Origin of the sequence: Acinetobacter sp. YH12129 (assembly GCF_013418685.1) — a bacterium.
GTDB lineage: Bacteria > Pseudomonadota > Gammaproteobacteria > Pseudomonadales > Moraxellaceae > Acinetobacter > Acinetobacter amyesii.
This window is the reverse complement of sequence record NZ_VPBP01000018.1, coordinates 1-15934: the sequence shown is the minus strand read 5'-3', so window position 1 is coordinate 15934 and position 15934 is coordinate 1. Positions and strand designations below refer to the sequence as shown.

At 38.1% G+C, this 15934-nt stretch carries 13 protein-coding genes and 1 pseudogene; 7 read left to right on the top strand and 7 right to left on the bottom strand.

Annotated elements, in window-relative coordinates; translation table 11 throughout:
- Window positions 1–10: 10 nt before the first annotated feature.
- Both FTU65_RS10310 and FTU65_RS10305 read left to right on the top strand, forming a co-directional pair.
- Complete coding sequence (locus FTU65_RS10310; RefSeq protein ID WP_180065440.1) at window positions 11–1237, top strand: efflux RND transporter periplasmic adaptor subunit; 1227 nt, start codon at window positions 11–13, stop codon at window positions 1235–1237.
- Window positions 1227–4382: an efflux RND transporter permease subunit gene (locus FTU65_RS10305; RefSeq protein WP_180065442.1), complete on the top strand. Its 3156-nt coding sequence runs from the start codon at window positions 1227–1229 to the stop codon at window positions 4380–4382. Before FTU65_RS10310 ends, FTU65_RS10305 begins: the two co-directional genes overlap by 11 nt.
- Before the next feature lie 114 nt (window positions 4383–4496).
- On the opposite strand, the gene FTU65_RS10300 is transcribed toward FTU65_RS10305, so the two are convergent.
- The 6 genes from FTU65_RS10300 to FTU65_RS10275 all read right to left on the bottom strand — a co-directional run bounded on the left by FTU65_RS10300 (window position 4497) and on the right by FTU65_RS10275 (window position 9658).
- A complete protein-coding gene (locus FTU65_RS10300; protein ID WP_180011206.1) occupies window positions 4497–5195 on the bottom strand; it encodes a DUF1826 domain-containing protein in 699 nt (232 codons plus the stop codon).
- Between the two features lie 128 nt (window positions 5196–5323).
- Window positions 5324–5560, bottom strand: coding sequence for a VF530 family DNA-binding protein (locus FTU65_RS10295; RefSeq protein WP_078193741.1), 237 nt, complete (start codon window positions 5558–5560; stop codon window positions 5324–5326).
- A 454-nt stretch (window positions 5561–6014) separates the two neighbouring features.
- Entirely contained in the window at window positions 6015–6845 is an 831-nt protein-coding gene (locus FTU65_RS10290) for a MetQ/NlpA family ABC transporter substrate-binding protein (protein WP_180011207.1), read from the bottom strand.
- 83 nt (window positions 6846–6928) lie between these two features.
- On the bottom strand, window positions 6929–8137 hold the full coding sequence (locus tag FTU65_RS10285) for an acyl-CoA dehydrogenase family protein (RefSeq protein WP_180011209.1): 1209 nt from the start codon (window positions 8135–8137) through the stop codon (window positions 6929–6931).
- An 89-nt stretch (window positions 8138–8226) separates the two neighbouring features.
- Window positions 8227–8892 (bottom strand): methionine ABC transporter permease, encoded by a 666-nt coding sequence (locus tag FTU65_RS10280; RefSeq protein ID WP_180011210.1) that lies wholly within the window; start codon window positions 8890–8892, stop codon window positions 8227–8229.
- Window position 8893: 1 nt separating this feature from the next.
- Window positions 8894–9658 (bottom strand): methionine ABC transporter ATP-binding protein, encoded by a 765-nt coding sequence (locus tag FTU65_RS10275; protein ID WP_218949698.1) that lies wholly within the window; start codon window positions 9656–9658, stop codon window positions 8894–8896.
- Between the two features lie 700 nt (window positions 9659–10358).
- Here FTU65_RS10275 and FTU65_RS10270 point away from each other — a divergent pair.
- The 5 genes from FTU65_RS10270 to FTU65_RS10250 all read left to right on the top strand — a co-directional run bounded on the left by FTU65_RS10270 (window position 10359) and on the right by FTU65_RS10250 (window position 15726).
- Window positions 10359–11330: a LysR family transcriptional regulator gene (locus FTU65_RS10270; RefSeq protein WP_180011212.1), complete on the top strand. Its 972-nt coding sequence runs from the start codon at window positions 10359–10361 to the stop codon at window positions 11328–11330.
- A gap of 119 nt (window positions 11331–11449) precedes the next feature.
- Window positions 11450–12538, top strand: coding sequence for an LLM class flavin-dependent oxidoreductase (locus FTU65_RS10265; protein ID WP_180011215.1), 1089 nt, complete (start codon window positions 11450–11452; stop codon window positions 12536–12538).
- Window positions 12539–12573: 35 nt separating this feature from the next.
- On the top strand, window positions 12574–13569 hold the full coding sequence (locus FTU65_RS10260; protein ID WP_180011217.1) for an ABC transporter substrate-binding protein: 996 nt from the start codon (window positions 12574–12576) through the stop codon (window positions 13567–13569).
- 1 nt (window position 13570) lies between these two features.
- Window positions 13571–14125 carry a cysteine dioxygenase gene (locus FTU65_RS10255; protein WP_180011219.1) on the top strand — a complete coding sequence of 185 codons (555 nt, stop codon included), beginning with the start codon at window positions 13571–13573 and terminating at the stop codon, window positions 14123–14125.
- Between the two features lie 17 nt (window positions 14126–14142).
- A complete protein-coding gene (locus FTU65_RS10250) occupies window positions 14143–15726 on the top strand; it encodes a rhodanese-like domain-containing protein (protein WP_180011221.1) in 1584 nt (527 codons plus the stop codon).
- A 35-nt stretch (window positions 15727–15761) separates the two neighbouring features.
- Here the strand turns inward: FTU65_RS10250 and FTU65_RS10245 are convergent.
- Window positions 15762–15934, bottom strand: a pseudogene (locus FTU65_RS10245) (IS982 family transposase); the annotation flags it as partial.

Here is a 15934-nt window from a genome sequence, read left to right as displayed (position 1 = left end):
AGTTAATCACATGAAAATTAAACAAGATGGAAAAATTTCACAGCCTTTGATGATTGCAGTTTTGGTTGGCCTAACGCTGATGCTGTGTACTGCTATTTGGTTAAGTACAAATAAATCCGATGCGGATAAAACTGAGTCGGAAGGTGAAAATAGCGAAGCCAAAAAGAGTGATACTGAAGCAGAACATGCGGAAGAAGGTGAACTGCAACTCACCACTCAACAAATGGTGGAACAAGGAATTAAAATTGCGACTGTAGAAAATGGTCTGGTCGAAAATATTATTCAATTGCCGGGTAAATTGGCGGTCAATACAGATCAGCAGGCACATATTTCCCCAAACTTCAGCGGTCATGTCGAACAAGTCAGTGTAGCACTCGGTCAAACTGTACAAAAAGGTCAAACTTTAGCTGTGCTGTCAGTACCTGAATTGATTGATCAGCAAGCCAATTTACGTATGGCAGAAGCCAATTTAGATTTAGCCCGTCAAGATTATCAGCGTGAGCAAAAGCTATGGTCTCAAGGAATTTCTGCCAAACAGGACTTCCAGCGTGCTGAAAATGCCTATCGTCAGGCTCAAATTAGCGTACAGTCAGCACAATCGCGCTTACAAGCTTTGGGCGCGAATAGCGGTCAAAACGGACGATTTATTATTCGTGCGCCAATCGCTGGCGTGATTAGTCAAAAAGATATTGTGGTGGGTGAAAATGTGCAATTGGCAGACCAATTGTTCACCATCGAACAGCTTAAAGATTTGTGGCTGGAATTTAACTTAGCTCATCAATATTCCGCACAATTACAAACGGGTCAAATCGTCTCTTTCAAAATCAATAGTTCAGATCAGCTCTATAGCGCAGAGGTACAAAGCCTGACGTCAAAGGCAGATGTGCAAACGGGACGCTTGGTGGTACGTGCCAAATTAAAACAACAATCTGCTGAGCTTCGCCCGAATGTGATGGTCAACGTGCTATTGGCAGATTCAGGTACTAAAAATGTATTACGGGTGCAAAAGTCCGCCGTGCAAAGCATAGAGGGTAAAGACAGTATTTTTATTGTTGAATCTGAACAAAAAGGTCAAGTGCATTTAAAAGCGCAAGCGCTAAAACTTGGACAAGCATCCAGTGATGGGCAATGGCTAGAAGTGATTTCGGGTCTTGATGCAGGGCAAAAGTATATTTCCCAAGGCAGTTTTTTACTGAAATCGGAACTGGAAAAAGACGAGGCTGGCCATGAACACTAATTCAGAGAATCCGAACACAAATTTACCAAAGCCAGCAGGTCTATTCGAACGCATTATTCAGTTTTCAATTCAAAATGCAATTTGGGTGATGCTGTTTGTCTGCACATGGATTGCCGTCGGGATTTACAGTTATCAAAAACTGCCGATTGATGCAGTACCTGATATTACCAACACCCAAGTGCAAATTAATACGCAGGCCAATGGCTTTACAGCGTTAGAAGTTGAACAGCGGATTACTTATCCGATTGAAAATGCAATGGCAGGTATTCCAGATTTGGAGCTGACCCGCTCAATTTCACGTTATGGCCTGTCACAAGTCACGATTGTCTTTAAAGATGGTACGGATATTTACTGGGCGCGTCAGCAAATTAATCAGCGGGTACAAGAAGTTCAGTCGACATTGCCTGCTCAGGTTTCTCCGACGATGTCGCCCGTTTCGACAGGTTTGGGCGAGATTTATCAATGGGTGCTGAAAGCAGAACCCAATGCAAAAAAAGCAGATGGCACGGCATATAGCGCGATGGATTTGCGTGAAATTCAGGACTGGATTGTGCGTCCGCAATTACAGCGTGTACAAGGTGTTGCCGAGGTCAACAGTATTGGTGGCTTTAATAAAACCTACGTGGTTTCACCTGATTTAAACCGTATGCAACAGCTGAATCTGTCATTAGAACAATTACAGCAAGCGCTTACGGAAAATAATGAAAACCGTGGTGCAGGTTTTATTGAAGAAAATGGTCAGCAGTTAACAGTTCGAGTGCCGGGAACCTTAAACACCATTTCAGATATTGAAAACACCATGATTGACAGCCCTAATGGCAGTCCAATTCGGGTGGGTGATATTGCACAAGTATCGATAGGGCATGATTTGCGAACAGGTGGTGCAACCTATAACGGCGAAGAAACGGTTTTAGGTATTGCCATGATGGCCATGGGACAAAATAGCCGAACTGTCTCGAAAGCTGTAGATGTCAAAATTAAAGACATTCAATCCAGCTTACCCAAAGGCGTGATCATTGAAACAGTTTATGACCGTACCACATTGGTGGAAAAAGCCATTAAAACCGTTCAAAAGAACTTGGTTGAAGGCGCAATTCTAGTCATCATCATTTTATTTATCTTTTTAGGTAATATCCGTGCCGCCTTAATTACTGCCTGCGTTATTCCACTATCCATGCTGTTTACCTTAACCGGCATGGCACAAAAGAATATCAGCGCGAACCTAATGAGCTTAGGCGCATTGGATTTCGGGATTATTGTTGATGGTGCAGTGGTGATTGTTGAAAACTGTATACGACGTTTAGCCCATGCACAGCAAATTTTGAAACGTCCATTAACGCAAAATGAACGCTTTAAAGAAGTCTTTTTGGCTGCACGTCAGGCGCGCCGTCCGCTGATATTCGGTCAGTTAATTATTTTAGTGGTTTATTTGCCAATTTTTGCTTTAAGTGGTGTAGAAGCAAAAATGTTCCATCCGATGGCATTAACTGTGGTATTGGCACTTGTGGCGGCGATCATTCTGTCTATTACATTTGTACCTGCTGCTGTAGCGCTTTGGGTGAAAGGTGAAATTAAAGAAACAGAAAGCCGTTGGATGAATTGGCTGAAAAAGCAGTATCTTCAAATTTTAAATAAAGCCTTTCATTACAAGGCTGTAGTGATGACTTTTGCACTGTGTTTACTGCTCATTACTGGGCTTTTAAGCACCAAAATTGGCAGTGAGTTTGCACCACAGCTGAGTGAAGGTGATTTTGCAGTTCAACTGATGCGCTCTCCTAGCACTGGTTTAGAAGAATCATTAAGAATGCAGGAAAACGCTGAGAAACTGCTGTTGAAAAAATTCCCAGAGATTCAGGCTGTATTTGCTCGTACAGGTACGGCAGAAGTAGCAACCGATGTAATGCCTCCGAACATTTCCGATGGTTATATCATGCTCAAACCACGTAATGAATGGCCAAACCCTAAAGAAAGTGTGGATGAACTGCGTGGCCGTATGGTGGCTTATGTGGCTACAATTCCAGGTAATAACAGTGAGTTTTCCCAACCTATTGAACTGCGCTTTAATGAGTTGATCTCAGGTGTGCGTAGTGATGTGGGCGTCAAAATATTTGGCGATGATATGCAAGTGCTCAACACAGAAGCCACTAAGATCGCCAAAATTATGCAGCAAGTTGCGGGGAGCAGCGCCGTAAAAGTTGAACAAACTTCAGGTTTACCTTTATTAAATATTGAAATAGATAAGGCTTTGGCTGCGCAATATGGTTTAAACGTTAAATCTATACAGGATACTGTGGCAGCCAGTGTCGGTGGACAAAGTGTAGGGGAGATTTTAGAAGGTGATCGCCGTTTTGATTTTGTTATTCGTTTAAATGATCAAGATCGTAATGTAAGTACAATTTCACAACTACCGTTAAAGTTGCCAAATGGTGGCAGTATTGTACTCTCAAATGTTGCCACAGTGTCTAATGTAGATGGGATCAATCAAGTCAGCCGTGAGAATGGTAAACGCCGTATTGTAGTGACTGCCAATGTTGAGGGCCGTGATTTAGGTTCTTTTGTGGCGGGTATGCAGACTCAGCTGAAACAATATGCATTACCAAGCGGTTATTGGATTGAATATGGCGGTCAATTTGAAAACCTTGCATCTGCCAAAGCAAGAATGCAAATTGTCATTCCTTTAGCACTACTGACCATCTTTATTTTATTAATGGCAGTATTTCATAATGTGAAAGAAAGTCTGCTGGTCTTTACTGGCGTACCCTTTGCCTTAACGGGCGGTGTATTGTTTCTTTGGTTAAGAGATATTCCGCTTTCGATGTCTGCAGGGATTGGATTTATTGCACTCTCAGGTGTTGCTGTGCTGAATGGCCTGGTCATGCTGACCTTCATTAAAGAACTGGGGGACAAGTATCCATTGCATGAAGCCGTATGGCAGGGCGCTGTACTTCGATTACGCCCAGTACTCATGACTGCCTGTGTTGCCTCTTTAGGTTTTGTACCAATGGCTTTGGCAACAGGTACAGGTGCGGAAGTGCAACGGCCTTTAGCCACGGTTGTGATCGGCGGTATTCTTTCTTCCACCTTGCTGACCTTGGTGCTATTGCCAGTGCTTTACCGCTGGCTTAATACAGCTCGATCTCAATAATCTAGACTAAGCAATTTTGATTAAAACGATATTGCATTAACCCATACGGTTCATTCATTAGACAGAATGGATCGTATGGACTTACGATTTATCAATATTTAAACACAGCTAAAATCAGCAAATCAGTATAAGCCGATATTCACCTACATTTTCTACAGGTGCGCGGTGCACACAAGGCAAAACTTGCTGTGTAGGATGATCCACCGCTAAACGCCAAAGATGACCATTGCCTAGATTTACAGGCACAGCATTTTCTTTGAGCTGATAATGTAAATCAAAAAAATATTCCGCTAAAAAATCATCAAATTCTGAGGTAGGGCCATCGTACAAATCTTTAAGTTGTTCTCGTATTTTAGGAATTAAGATTCTTTGTGTCACTTGATCATTTGGCACAATATCACTGGAAGCACCATAATATGTACATAAAAAGGTATCGGTAGCGATAGGTGATCGATCGACATGAAAGGAATAAACATCGGTTGAGATGAAATCGAATTCATCATCTCGTTCATAACATTTGAGCAAGTTCAACGAAGGTGATGCACCAAATGCTGTTAATTGTTGCAGATCATTTAAAATAACTTCTCTGGCTAAATGGCCTTGCGATGAAAGTGTTAACTTCATCAGATCATCTATAGAAATTTCGGTTATATTTTCAATCAGTTCGAGTTTTTCGACTATTTCTTTAAAGTCGCCTTGTATGCTGCGTTGCCAGCAAAGCGCATTCATTTGACCTTCGAAATGACGATGAATCAATTCAGAAAATGTAGTGACTACACCAATTTGAGGATGCTGGGAAAAAGTATTGCTCATAATAGGGATCGAATTAAATCTGAGGCGAAAATACTGCGTGCAAGGAATAGCTAGAAGGATTCAGCAGTTTCATTTTATCTTAAAACACAAACTGCTATACAAGATTATTTGAGCGTAGGTATTAATCGTTACGCTTTCTGTTTGGCTTTTTGGCGTAAGACATACAAATATAAGCTTTCTACTTTTTCACGTGCCCAAGGTGTAGTACGTAAGAATCGTAGTGATGATTTAACGCTTGGATCTATGCAAAAACATCTAATTTCAATTTTGCGGCTTAAGCCTTCAAAACCACCGTAGTAATCCAATAATTCATCCAAGATGTCAGCAAGTTTTTTGCCGTGTAAAGGGTCATTGGAGGTGCTCATATTAGATCAATCATATTTTGGGAGACCATTATTATAACCTGAGCGAGTTGAAAAAATGAGAGGGTTTGAATTTAAACATCAGGAACGTCAGATTCGCCAATTGATAAGATTCTGATTTCGGCATAACGTATATTATGTTCATTAGCGTACTCGGCATCGTGAATGATAATTTTACAGATTCACGATGTCGAGCTGTGGCAACGGATGCGTTGTGTAGGCCACAGTCTTGGATATTCTATTTAACTTATGTTCACCTAAAGTCTAGCACATAGAAAAACATCATTTAAACATTAATAAAATCAACAACTTGTCTGTATAGTTTTAATATTTAAATTTTTCCAGTTCATGAACTTGATGAATTCGATGTTTTTTTAGAGTTAAAAATGAAAAATTCCCAAACCTCCACTATGTCAACGTAGAGGTCTGAGACAACCTATAAAGTTATGAAACAGTTTTATCGTTTTGGCCAGGTAACCGTTTCGGCATAATTTTTTAAAACAAATTCACGCGTATCGTCTGCAATAAAAGCATCTTTAACAAGTTGTACTTCAGGTTTTTGAGATGCTTTGCTATTGGATACGAGAACGCTATCGTATTCTTGATTATCTTGTTCAAGATAAATTGAATCACGTTTTGGCAATAAGTCAGCATGAATAGTATATGCACCAGCCATAATTGCTAAATCTGAATCTTTAAAGCTAACTGGTACTAAAGCATGTTCAACTTCTAAAAACTGTAAGTTCTTTGGATTAGCTGTAATATCTTTTAAACTTGTTTTTGCACCAGTATTCGGTTTTAACTCGATCAATTTTGCTCGTGCCAATAGATTTAATGCACGTCCACCATTTGAAGGATCTGATGGAATTACGATTTTAGCCTTATCTGGAAGATCATTGATATTTTTATATTTAGGGGAATATGCCCCGAACATTCCATTAAAAGTAGAGGCAATTGCTATTAAATCCCAATTATTTAATTCTTTTGCTGACTGCATATAATACTTATGCTGAAAATAGTTTAAATCTGCTTCATTTTCTGCCACAGATTTATTTGGAATCAGGCCATCATTAGCATATTTAATTTTCAGTTCAATATTTTGTTTTTTGACTTTATCCCTTACATATTCAGCAACTTGTGGATATGGAGGGTTATCACGTGTAAGTAAGGTAACTACTTTTTTTTCACTACTTTCACTAGAAACTGTTTTTTCCTGTTTAGAGCAGCCTGTTAATCCAAGACCAATTGATGCTGTAAAAACAGCAGTTAATAAAGATTTAAGTTTCATAAATAAATAGCCCCTAAAGCGCTATTAGCGCTACTTTTTAGAATTACATTCAAATATTGAGAATGGTTAAATATATGGTTAGATTAGAAATAACTAATATTGGGTACAGTGCGTTTATTCACTAGAATATCTCCCAATACCTTTGCCTTGAGGCTAACTGGATTGTGGGTAGATAAGGTACGAATATTGCGCCAATGTCGATCATTCAATGTCTCGTGCCCCATAGCAGATGCCTCAATGACTTCAAACATTAAATTGGCTGCTTTGAGTGCTAATGGATCAATTGAAACTTTTACTTTTGCAGTTTCTATAGCAGCTTTCTGCAAAAAATCATCATAAGTCGGCTGGTTTAAATGCTGAATAACCTGGTCTAGTGAGTGCGCCGCTCGTAATACTGCTTGTTCTACAATAAAAGCAATTGATGATATTTCTCCTGCTTTTTCGAGAAAGAGGGGCTCATCACGAGCTTGTTCAGCATTCCCATAATTAAAAGTTCGACCTCGATTAGCAAGCAGTACTGCAGTGCGATCTTCTACAGCTTTTGTTTGACCAGCAATGATCGCTTGAATATACAGTTGTGCGAATGGTTTATTAATTAAACCATGGGGTTTAGGCCAACGGATCTCATCCTCAGATATGATTACATGATTAAATACCGTAGTCCCACTAGCAGTATTTCGTTGTCCAATCCCGATCCAATCATCAAAAATTTCTACACCTTCTCGATTAGTCGGTACAACAACATGACATAAAGTACCTAGATGACTTTGTGCGAATACCAATACATAATCTGCATACAAAGTACCGGTAGTAAAATACTTTTTACCGTCTAAAAATAATTGACCATTTTCATTAAGAATTTTTGTATTTACCTTGCCACTACCGACATTATTTGATGATGGTTCTGCAAGTGCATTGCTGATAATTTTTCCACCAGCTATACGCTTGAACCATTTCTCGCGATAAGCTGGATCAGGATGCCTTATTACTTCTTCTGTAAAGTTAAAATGTGAGTGGAAAATATGAGCAACATCAGAATCAACACGACCTAATTCAATAACTACAGCAAATAACTCTTCAATACTTAGTGCTTGCCCTCCATATTGTTTGGGTAAGCGCAATGCACCGATTTTCTGAGATTTTAAGTATTGAATAATCTGTGCTGGTGGCTGTTCGCCATTTGCATCACGAATAGCCAAATCAGCTTTAATAGTTTCAATTAGTGCAAGAAACTCTTTGCGTTCATGATAGGGACGTACACTATTCTCTACCTCCTGAACTTTAATATTCATAAAAACTTTTCCTAATATGTGTAATTCATTTTTTCCAAGTGACCTTCTTAAAAGTTATTCCACTGTAAGGTCATGTTGAATTTGATTCTTTAAATACGCTTATCTAAACGTTTAACAAAATAGTTCCCGGTAAATTGAATTACTTGAACAATAAAGATAATGATGAGTACAGTTACAATCAGAATGTCGGTTTCAAAGCGGTGAAAACCATAACGAATAGCAAAGTCACCGATACCACCACCACCAACGATGCCAACAATCGTGGAATAGGAAAAATAACTTACTGTCACGATAGTGATTGAGTTAACAATTGCTGCACGTGCTTCTGAAAACAGTACTTTATGTACAATTTGAAATTTAGTTGCGCCCATTGCTTCCGCTGCTTCAATTACCCCACGGTTGACTTCTAGCAAAGCTGCCTCAACAAAACGGGCAAAATATGGAATACAACTAATTGTCATAGGAACAATGGCGGCTGTTGTACCAATTGAAGTTCCCACAATTAAGCGTGTTAAGGGCACAATGGAAATAGCGAGAATTAAAAAAGGGAAAGAACGTATGAAGTTCACCACAGCATTTAAAACTCCATTTACCAACTTATTGCTAGAAATTGAGCCATCACGAGTTAAATACAGGGCAGTGCCTACTATTCCACCAAAAATAATGCCAAGTAGAATCGTGACAGACAGCATATAAAAGGTTTCGCCAAGTGCTGTTTGAATTTCAGGCCAAATACCAATTACTTTTTCGTACATATTAGGAAGCCTCTTTTAAACTAGTACTGACATCATTGAGTAATAATTTTGAAATAATAGATTTGACTGGTTGCTGGATTGGCTGATTGAGGTCAAACTCTTCAATGACTTGGCCTTGTTCCATTACCGCCACACGGTTACAGATTTTGTGTACTAGTTGCATTTCATGAGTCACGATTACTATGGTGATACCAAACTGTTTATTGATCTTTGACAGGTAATGCAGAATCGATTCTTTAGTTTGTGGATCGACAGCAGAAGTTGGCTCATCGCAGAGCAGAATTTTGGGCTGGGTCACAATAGCGCGGGCAATTGCAATACGCTGTTTCTGTCCACCGCTAAGTTGACTTGGATAAGCATCTTTTTTATCTAACAAATCAACAATTTCCAAGCATTCTAAAGCACGTTTATGACGTTCTGCTTTTGGCACACCTGAAAATTCTAACGGCAACTCAATATTTTCTAGAGCAGTGCGGTTGGTCAGCAAGTTAAAATGCTGAAAAATCATACCAATGGATTTACGCTGTTCGAGTAATTGCTTTTTTGATAATCGTAAAAGGGAAACACCTTCTATTTTAATATCACCAGTATTGGGACGTTCTAGCAGGTTAATCATGCGCAATAATGTTGATTTTCCTGCACCACTAAAACCGATAATGCCAAATACATCACCTTGATGAATATTTAGACTAACATCGGAAACAGCCGTGAATTGACCATCCTTTTGGATAAATGTTTTCTTAAGATCCTGTAGTTGTATCATCATTTATTCTCTATGTTTAGCTCAGCATCACTGATGCAGTAGTCCTATTCAGCTCAACATAAATGAGAATTTAATATGTTTAAAATAAATATTTTTAATAAAATTATATAAAAATAATGAATGCTAAATTTAAGATTGATCTATTCTCCACCCTTTACAGAAGATTTATATCAATAATTCTAATAAAATTATAATGAAAAATTATGCTTTAGTATAGAATTTGTTAATTATATCAGTGTGTTAGTAATATTTATTAAAAACATTTCTGTAATTTATTGATTGAGATAATAACGTTACTTTCATTCTTTTATAAACAAAACATAGCTTATTCTGAATTTTATCTTTTCATATGAATTATATTCACTTCGCTTTAAATTAGAGGGAATCTAGAATCCGCGAAAAATGAATATAGATCAATTTATAGCTAAGAATTTGTTTTTTAATATCTTTTGTTATAATTTAATCTAAATATTCAAAGTTAATTTGTAAGATAGTCACTTGCACCATCTACTTTAGATACTCAATTTAGGTGAATAGGAGTTGATTCGCTCTGTTAAAAACTAGAAACCCTTAATTGAGTATTTTTTGTTAGAAAATTTCCTTTGTATGAATGAAGAGAATACTGATCTTTCTAAATAATTCATATTAAATTCACATAGAATAAGCTCCTGAATTTTTAAATAAATTTGATAGCCAGTATGATATGAGCTATTCAAATATCAAATTAGATTTCAAGCAGACAGCTGTGCAGCGCGATTATGCCGAGGTTAAATTTTTAATGAAGATTGAAGACATCCATGCTTTTATTGCTTTTGTTAAATTGCAATCCACGAGTCTTACTGCTCAACAATTAGGTATCACACAACCTGCAGTTACACGTCGCATCCAGAGTCTAGAACAAGCCTGTTCAGTTCAACTTTTTGACCGAAATACTCGCCCTTTAAAGTTAACCGCAAAAGGACGAGAAATATATGAACAGTGCTGTATTATCGAGCAAGAGTTCAATAGATTGAAGCAGATCATTGCTTTACAAAGTGCAGATTCAACACATCTTAGGATAGGAATTCCAAATAGCCTGTCAGAGTCTGGTATTTTTGGAATGATACAAGACCTCCAAAAAGATTTTCCCTCTGCAAAAATTGAAATTAGTACAGGGTGGGGTAAGGAATTATTATCTAAATTAGCTCACGATGAACTTGATGGCGTGATTTCTACTGCAAAAGAACATAATGCTTTTCCAAAAGATTATTCTCTGAAAATTATGGGTACCTTACATATTAGACCTGTAGTAGCAAAATCTTTAAGCAGATCAGGTGTTTCAACATGGGAAGACTTGCAGGATCTAGGTTGGATTTTAAATAATAAAGGATGTGGATTTAGAGAATTTTTAACTGAACAATTAGAAAAACAGTATAAACAGCTAAATTTAAAGATTGAAGTTACTGGAACTAGAATCCAGTTGGATTTAATACAACAGGGAGTTGGTGCAGGTTTCTTGGCACAGGAATTAATCTTTCAAACTCCTCATTTTCACCAATTATCAATTATAGATACTGGAGAACTAAATCTAGATGTCATTGTTTACAATGCACGTCGAGAAAACCTGAGCCATGCACAAACTGAATTGTTTGATGTAATTATGGAACGTTTTAACCAAAAATTGCATTTAACGTAATCTAAAAACGCATTCTTATGCGTAAAATTAATATTAGTTTATGATAAATATTTATTTAACACATACTAATTTTTAAATTACAGTTGTTTCAAGTTCAAAAAAATATTTTGGAAATTGAAATGACAATTCAAATTTTAGGCATGATTGGCCATCGTCTTGCTTCGGAAACGATCCCAGCAGAAGGCCCAGTATTTAATCCAGATTATGTTGCAAATTTTGCTAAAGCCCATGAGGATGCTGGATTTGATCGGGTATTGATTGGTCAATGGTCAGATCAGCCCGATGGCTTTATTGTGGCGGCTCATGCAGGTGCAAATACTTCGAAATTAAAGTTTTTATTAGCACATCGTCCAGGTTTTATAGCGCCAACTTTAGCTGCACGTAAGTATGCAACTCTAGATCATTTACTTAAAGGTCGTTTAGCAATTCATGTTATTACCGGGGGAAGTGATCCAGAACAGCAGCGTGATGGTGATTTCTTAACTAAAGCCGAACGATATGCCCGTACAAAAGAATTTTTAGACATCGCTAAGCTTTCCTGGTACAGCGATAACCCCTTCCAGTACAGTGGTAAATACTATCAAGTCAAAGATGGTTTCTCAGAAATCAAACCTTATCAATCTCATTTGCCAGTATATTTCGGAGGTTCTTCTCAAGAAGCATTAAATGTAGCTGCTGAACATGCAGATGTATTTGCACTTTGGGGTGAGCCTTTAGCTGGTGCTGAAGAGCTTATAAAAAATATTCGAGCAAATGAAGTAAATTTTGAGCGTAAAAATCCACTGGATTTTAATATCTCTTTCCGTCCAATTATTGCAGATACCGAAACACAGGCTTGGGAAAAGGCACAGGATATTTACAGTCTGACTCGAGAGCAAATTGAAAACCGCGGTCTGCGCAAAGATAAACAAAGTGCTCAAAGTGTAGGAGCCCAGCGTTTAGTGGAGTTGGCATCACAAGAAGTGCATGACACTAATTTATGGACTGGCATTTCTACCTTAGTACATGGCAACCATAACTCTACAGCTTTAGTAGGTACACCAGAGCAAGTAGCAGAATCTATTGCAGAATATTATAAGCTAGGTATTAACAGCGTATTGATTCGTGGTTTTGACCCATTAAATGATGTCATTGAATACGGCAAAGAACTACTACCAAGCATCCGTTATAAAACAGCCGAACTGGATAAATTAAACAAGATTGCCTAGGCCTTGCTGACAAAATATTAAAAAGTGTGATTGAAATGAAAAAAATATTAGTTGGCATTATTAGTGCTGTTTCAATAAGTTTAACTGCTTGTGATAAACAGGTTAATCAAGCTGAAAATACAAAAGAAGTGACTAAACTTAAAAATTCAGCACAAATTGAACTCAAAATTGGTGATCAAAAAGGAAATATGCGTGCCCAGCTAGAGGCATCAAAACTTCTAGATGGTATCGATTATAAAATTTCATGGTATGAATTCCCGGCAGCAGCTCCAGTTGCCGAAGCATTAAATGCTACCGCGATTGATATTGGTTATCTTGGAGATGCACCATTCATCTTTGCAAATGCAAATGGTGGTCATGCACGTGCAATTGCGGTTAACCGATATGATCCGTATGCAGTAGCTTTACTAGTGCCTAAAGATAGTCCGATTAAATCCATTCAGGATATCAAAGGAAAAACTATTACAGCGAATAAGGGCTCGATTGGTCAGCTGGTTACATTACGTGCTGTAGAACGTGCTGGCTTGAAAGCTTCTGATGTAAATTTTAAATTTTTGCCACCAGCAGATGGCAAACTTGCTGTTGCAAATGGCAATGTTGATGTATGGGCAGTTTGGGATCCATACACTGCCTATGCTGAAGTCATTGATGGTTTTCGAATCATTGAAAATGGACGTGGATTATATTCAGGTTTTACATTCCTTGCCGGTACAGAGCAAGCTTTAAATGATCAGCAGAAGCGTGCAGCTATTCAGGACTTTATCTACCGGCTTGAAGAATCTCAGGAATGGGTAAATAAAAACTACCAGTCATTTGGTAAAGAACTTGCAAAAATCACCGGAATTCCAGAAGAACCAGCCACATTAGCATTCAAACGAAAAAATGCCACATGGACTAGTATTACTGATGATGTAATTGCCACTTCGCAAGACACAGCAGATTTCTATCATAAACACCAATTATTAAATCAGAAAATTGATGTAAGCGGTCTGTTTGATCGTGAGTTTAATACAAAGCAGGCAGGAAATTAATATGACTAAATATCTGAATGCTTTAGCATCTGTAATTAATGCTATTGAGCAAGGATTAGTAGAACAACTGGATGAGCAAAACTTAATTCAGCGCTTTACACCTGAGTTTAAAAAGCTCCTCCAGGATTCAACCTGGCTTGAACCAGAGTTTAAAAAACCGCATCCAGAATATTATCAACAATATCTATTGTATCTAGATCCTGAAGAGCGTTTTTCCATTGTCAGCTTTGTTTGGGGACCAGGTCAAAAAACACCAATTCATAACCACGAAGTATGGGGTGCAATTGGTGTGCTTGAAGGTGCAGAAGTCTCTACACCTTATACCTGTGATGAGGCAGGTTTACATTCAGTTGCTCAAGGCGAGTATCTCGAAGTGGGAGATATCGACTGGTTTACACCAACTACGGGAGATATTCATGCTGTTAACAATGCCTTTGAGGATAAAGTCTCAATCAGTATCCATATTTATGGTGCAAATATAGGCAAAGTTGAGCGTTTTACCTATCAACTAGACGGTACAGCTAAACCATTTATTTCTGGTTATTCAAATTTTTAAAGAGTGATGTTAAAAGAATGAAAACTATCGTTTATCAAGAAATCCGTGAAAAATTACTGGCTGGCGAGGAAGTTGCTATTGTAGATTTAAGGGAAGAGCATATCTTCGCTCAAAATCACCCCTTATTTGCGACAAATATATCTTTATCACGTCTCGAAATTGAAATTTATAACCGTATTCCTCGTCTAAATACACTCACGGTTATTTATGATGATGGCGATGGTCGTGTTGAGCGCGCCTATAAAAAACTTAGCGAGTATGGTTATAGTAACATTGCAGTTTTAGAAGGTGGCGTAGAAGCATGGCAACGTGATGGTGGTGAATTATTCATTGATGTTAACTCTGCCAGTAAAGCATTTGGTGAGTTTGTAGAGCATCATAAGGGCACACCATCTCTTAGTGCCGAGGAACTAAAAGCAAAAATTGATGCTCAAGAAAATATCGTCATTTTAGATGCTCGACGTTTTGATGAATATCAGACTATGAGTATCCCAACTGGGATGAGTGTTCCAGGCGCAGAATTGGTTCTGCGTGCTCCTTCATTGGTTAAAGATGAAAACACCCAGATTATTGTAAATTGTGCTGGTCGTACTCGCAGTATTATTGGTACTCAATCACTAATTAATGCTAAGTTGCCTCATGAAATTTTTGCATTACGAAATGGAACGATTGGCTGGACACTCGCTGGACAACAACTAGAGCATGGTCAGCAACGTTCATTTGTAGCTCTTGATACCCAGATTGACGAGCAGGCAAAACAAAATGCTGAAGAATTGGCAAAGCAAGCAGGTGTAAAGCAAATCAGTTTAACTGACTTACAGGATCTACAGGCACAAGAAGATAAAACCACTTATATTTTTGATGTACGTACTGAGCAGGAATATGCAGCAGGGCATTTACCTGGTAGTCGTTGGGTAGCAGGTGGTCAGCTGGTACAGGAAACTGACCATTATGCTGCAGTGCGTGGTGCTTGTATTGTTTTAGTTGACGATCAACTTGTTCGGGCATATATGACCGGTTCTTGGTTAGCACAAATGAACTGGGATGTTTATGTACTTGAAGATGATTTTGTAAAACTTCTGGCTGAAGCGGGAGGCTGGAAACCTGCTACACCCCAGATAGATGTTGACTTATTTATTTCTCCAGAAGAGCTGCAACAACTTTCAGCAACACAAAATATTGCTATTTGGGATTTCACTACTGCAGCTAACTACAAAAAAGGGCATATTCCAAATGCACAATGGGTTTTAAAAGCAGATGTAGCTAAACTGATCCAGCAGTCAGAATTTACAAACAAAGATGCCATTGTTGTAACTTGTGGTTCTAGTTTGCTTGCTCAATATGCAGTGCCAGAAATCAAAGCTCAACTTAATTCAAATCAAAAAGTATATATCTTAAAAGGTGGTAATGCTGCTTGGGTGCAGACAGGTCTGCCATTAGAGCAAGAATTAGATTTACTTTCAGAAGAGATTGATCGATATAAACGCCCTTATGAAGGTACCGATAATTCAAGAGAAGCAATGCAATCTTATCTAGACTGGGAGTTCGGTTTAGTCGATCAGCTTAAGAATGATGGCACACATGGGTTCTTTGTAATATAAAATATTAAGTTTAACCTGAATCCTGCTTAAGCCAATCATTCCATTACTCGAATGGTTGGCTTGTTTTGATGGCATAACTGGTAAGCACATAGAGATGCATAAATTCCAGCTAAGTATCCTTCAATGCTTCTCGCTTTACTCGTCACCAAATGATATTTCCCTTTTAACAGGCTAAATAAAGTCTCTATTTTATTACGCTGCTTTAAGT

Bases quoted from the DNA above. Each gene is read 5' to 3' on its own strand.
- FTU65_RS10250 (WP_180011221.1), top strand. From the start codon at position 14,143: ATGAAAACTATCGTTTATCAAGAAATCCGTGAAAAATTACTGGCTGGC.
- FTU65_RS10275 (WP_218949698.1), bottom strand. From the start codon at position 9,658: ATGATGATACAACTACAGGATCTTAAGAAAACATTTATCCAAAAGGAT.
- FTU65_RS10270 (WP_180011212.1), top strand. From the start codon at position 10,359: ATGAGCTATTCAAATATCAAATTAGATTTCAAGCAGACAGCTGTGCAG.
- FTU65_RS10255 (WP_180011219.1), top strand. From the start codon at position 13,571: ATGACTAAATATCTGAATGCTTTAGCATCTGTAATTAATGCTATTGAG.
- FTU65_RS10280 (WP_180011210.1), bottom strand. From the start codon at position 8,892: ATGTACGAAAAAGTAATTGGTATTTGGCCTGAAATTCAAACAGCACTT.
- FTU65_RS10285 (WP_180011209.1), bottom strand. From the start codon at position 8,137: ATGAATATTAAAGTTCAGGAGGTAGAGAATAGTGTACGTCCCTATCAT.
- FTU65_RS10290 (WP_180011207.1), bottom strand. From the start codon at position 6,845: ATGAAACTTAAATCTTTATTAACTGCTGTTTTTACAGCATCAATTGGT.
- FTU65_RS10295 (WP_078193741.1), bottom strand. From the start codon at position 5,560: ATGAGCACCTCCAATGACCCTTTACACGGCAAAAAACTTGCTGACATC.
- FTU65_RS10265 (WP_180011215.1), top strand. From the start codon at position 11,450: ATGACAATTCAAATTTTAGGCATGATTGGCCATCGTCTTGCTTCGGAA.
- FTU65_RS10300 (WP_180011206.1), bottom strand. From the start codon at position 5,195: ATGAGCAATACTTTTTCCCAGCATCCTCAAATTGGTGTAGTCACTACA.
- FTU65_RS10305 (WP_180065442.1), top strand. From the start codon at position 1,227: ATGAACACTAATTCAGAGAATCCGAACACAAATTTACCAAAGCCAGCA.
- FTU65_RS10260 (WP_180011217.1), top strand. From the start codon at position 12,574: ATGAAAAAAATATTAGTTGGCATTATTAGTGCTGTTTCAATAAGTTTA.
- FTU65_RS10310 (WP_180065440.1), top strand. From the start codon at position 11: ATGAAAATTAAACAAGATGGAAAAATTTCACAGCCTTTGATGATTGCA.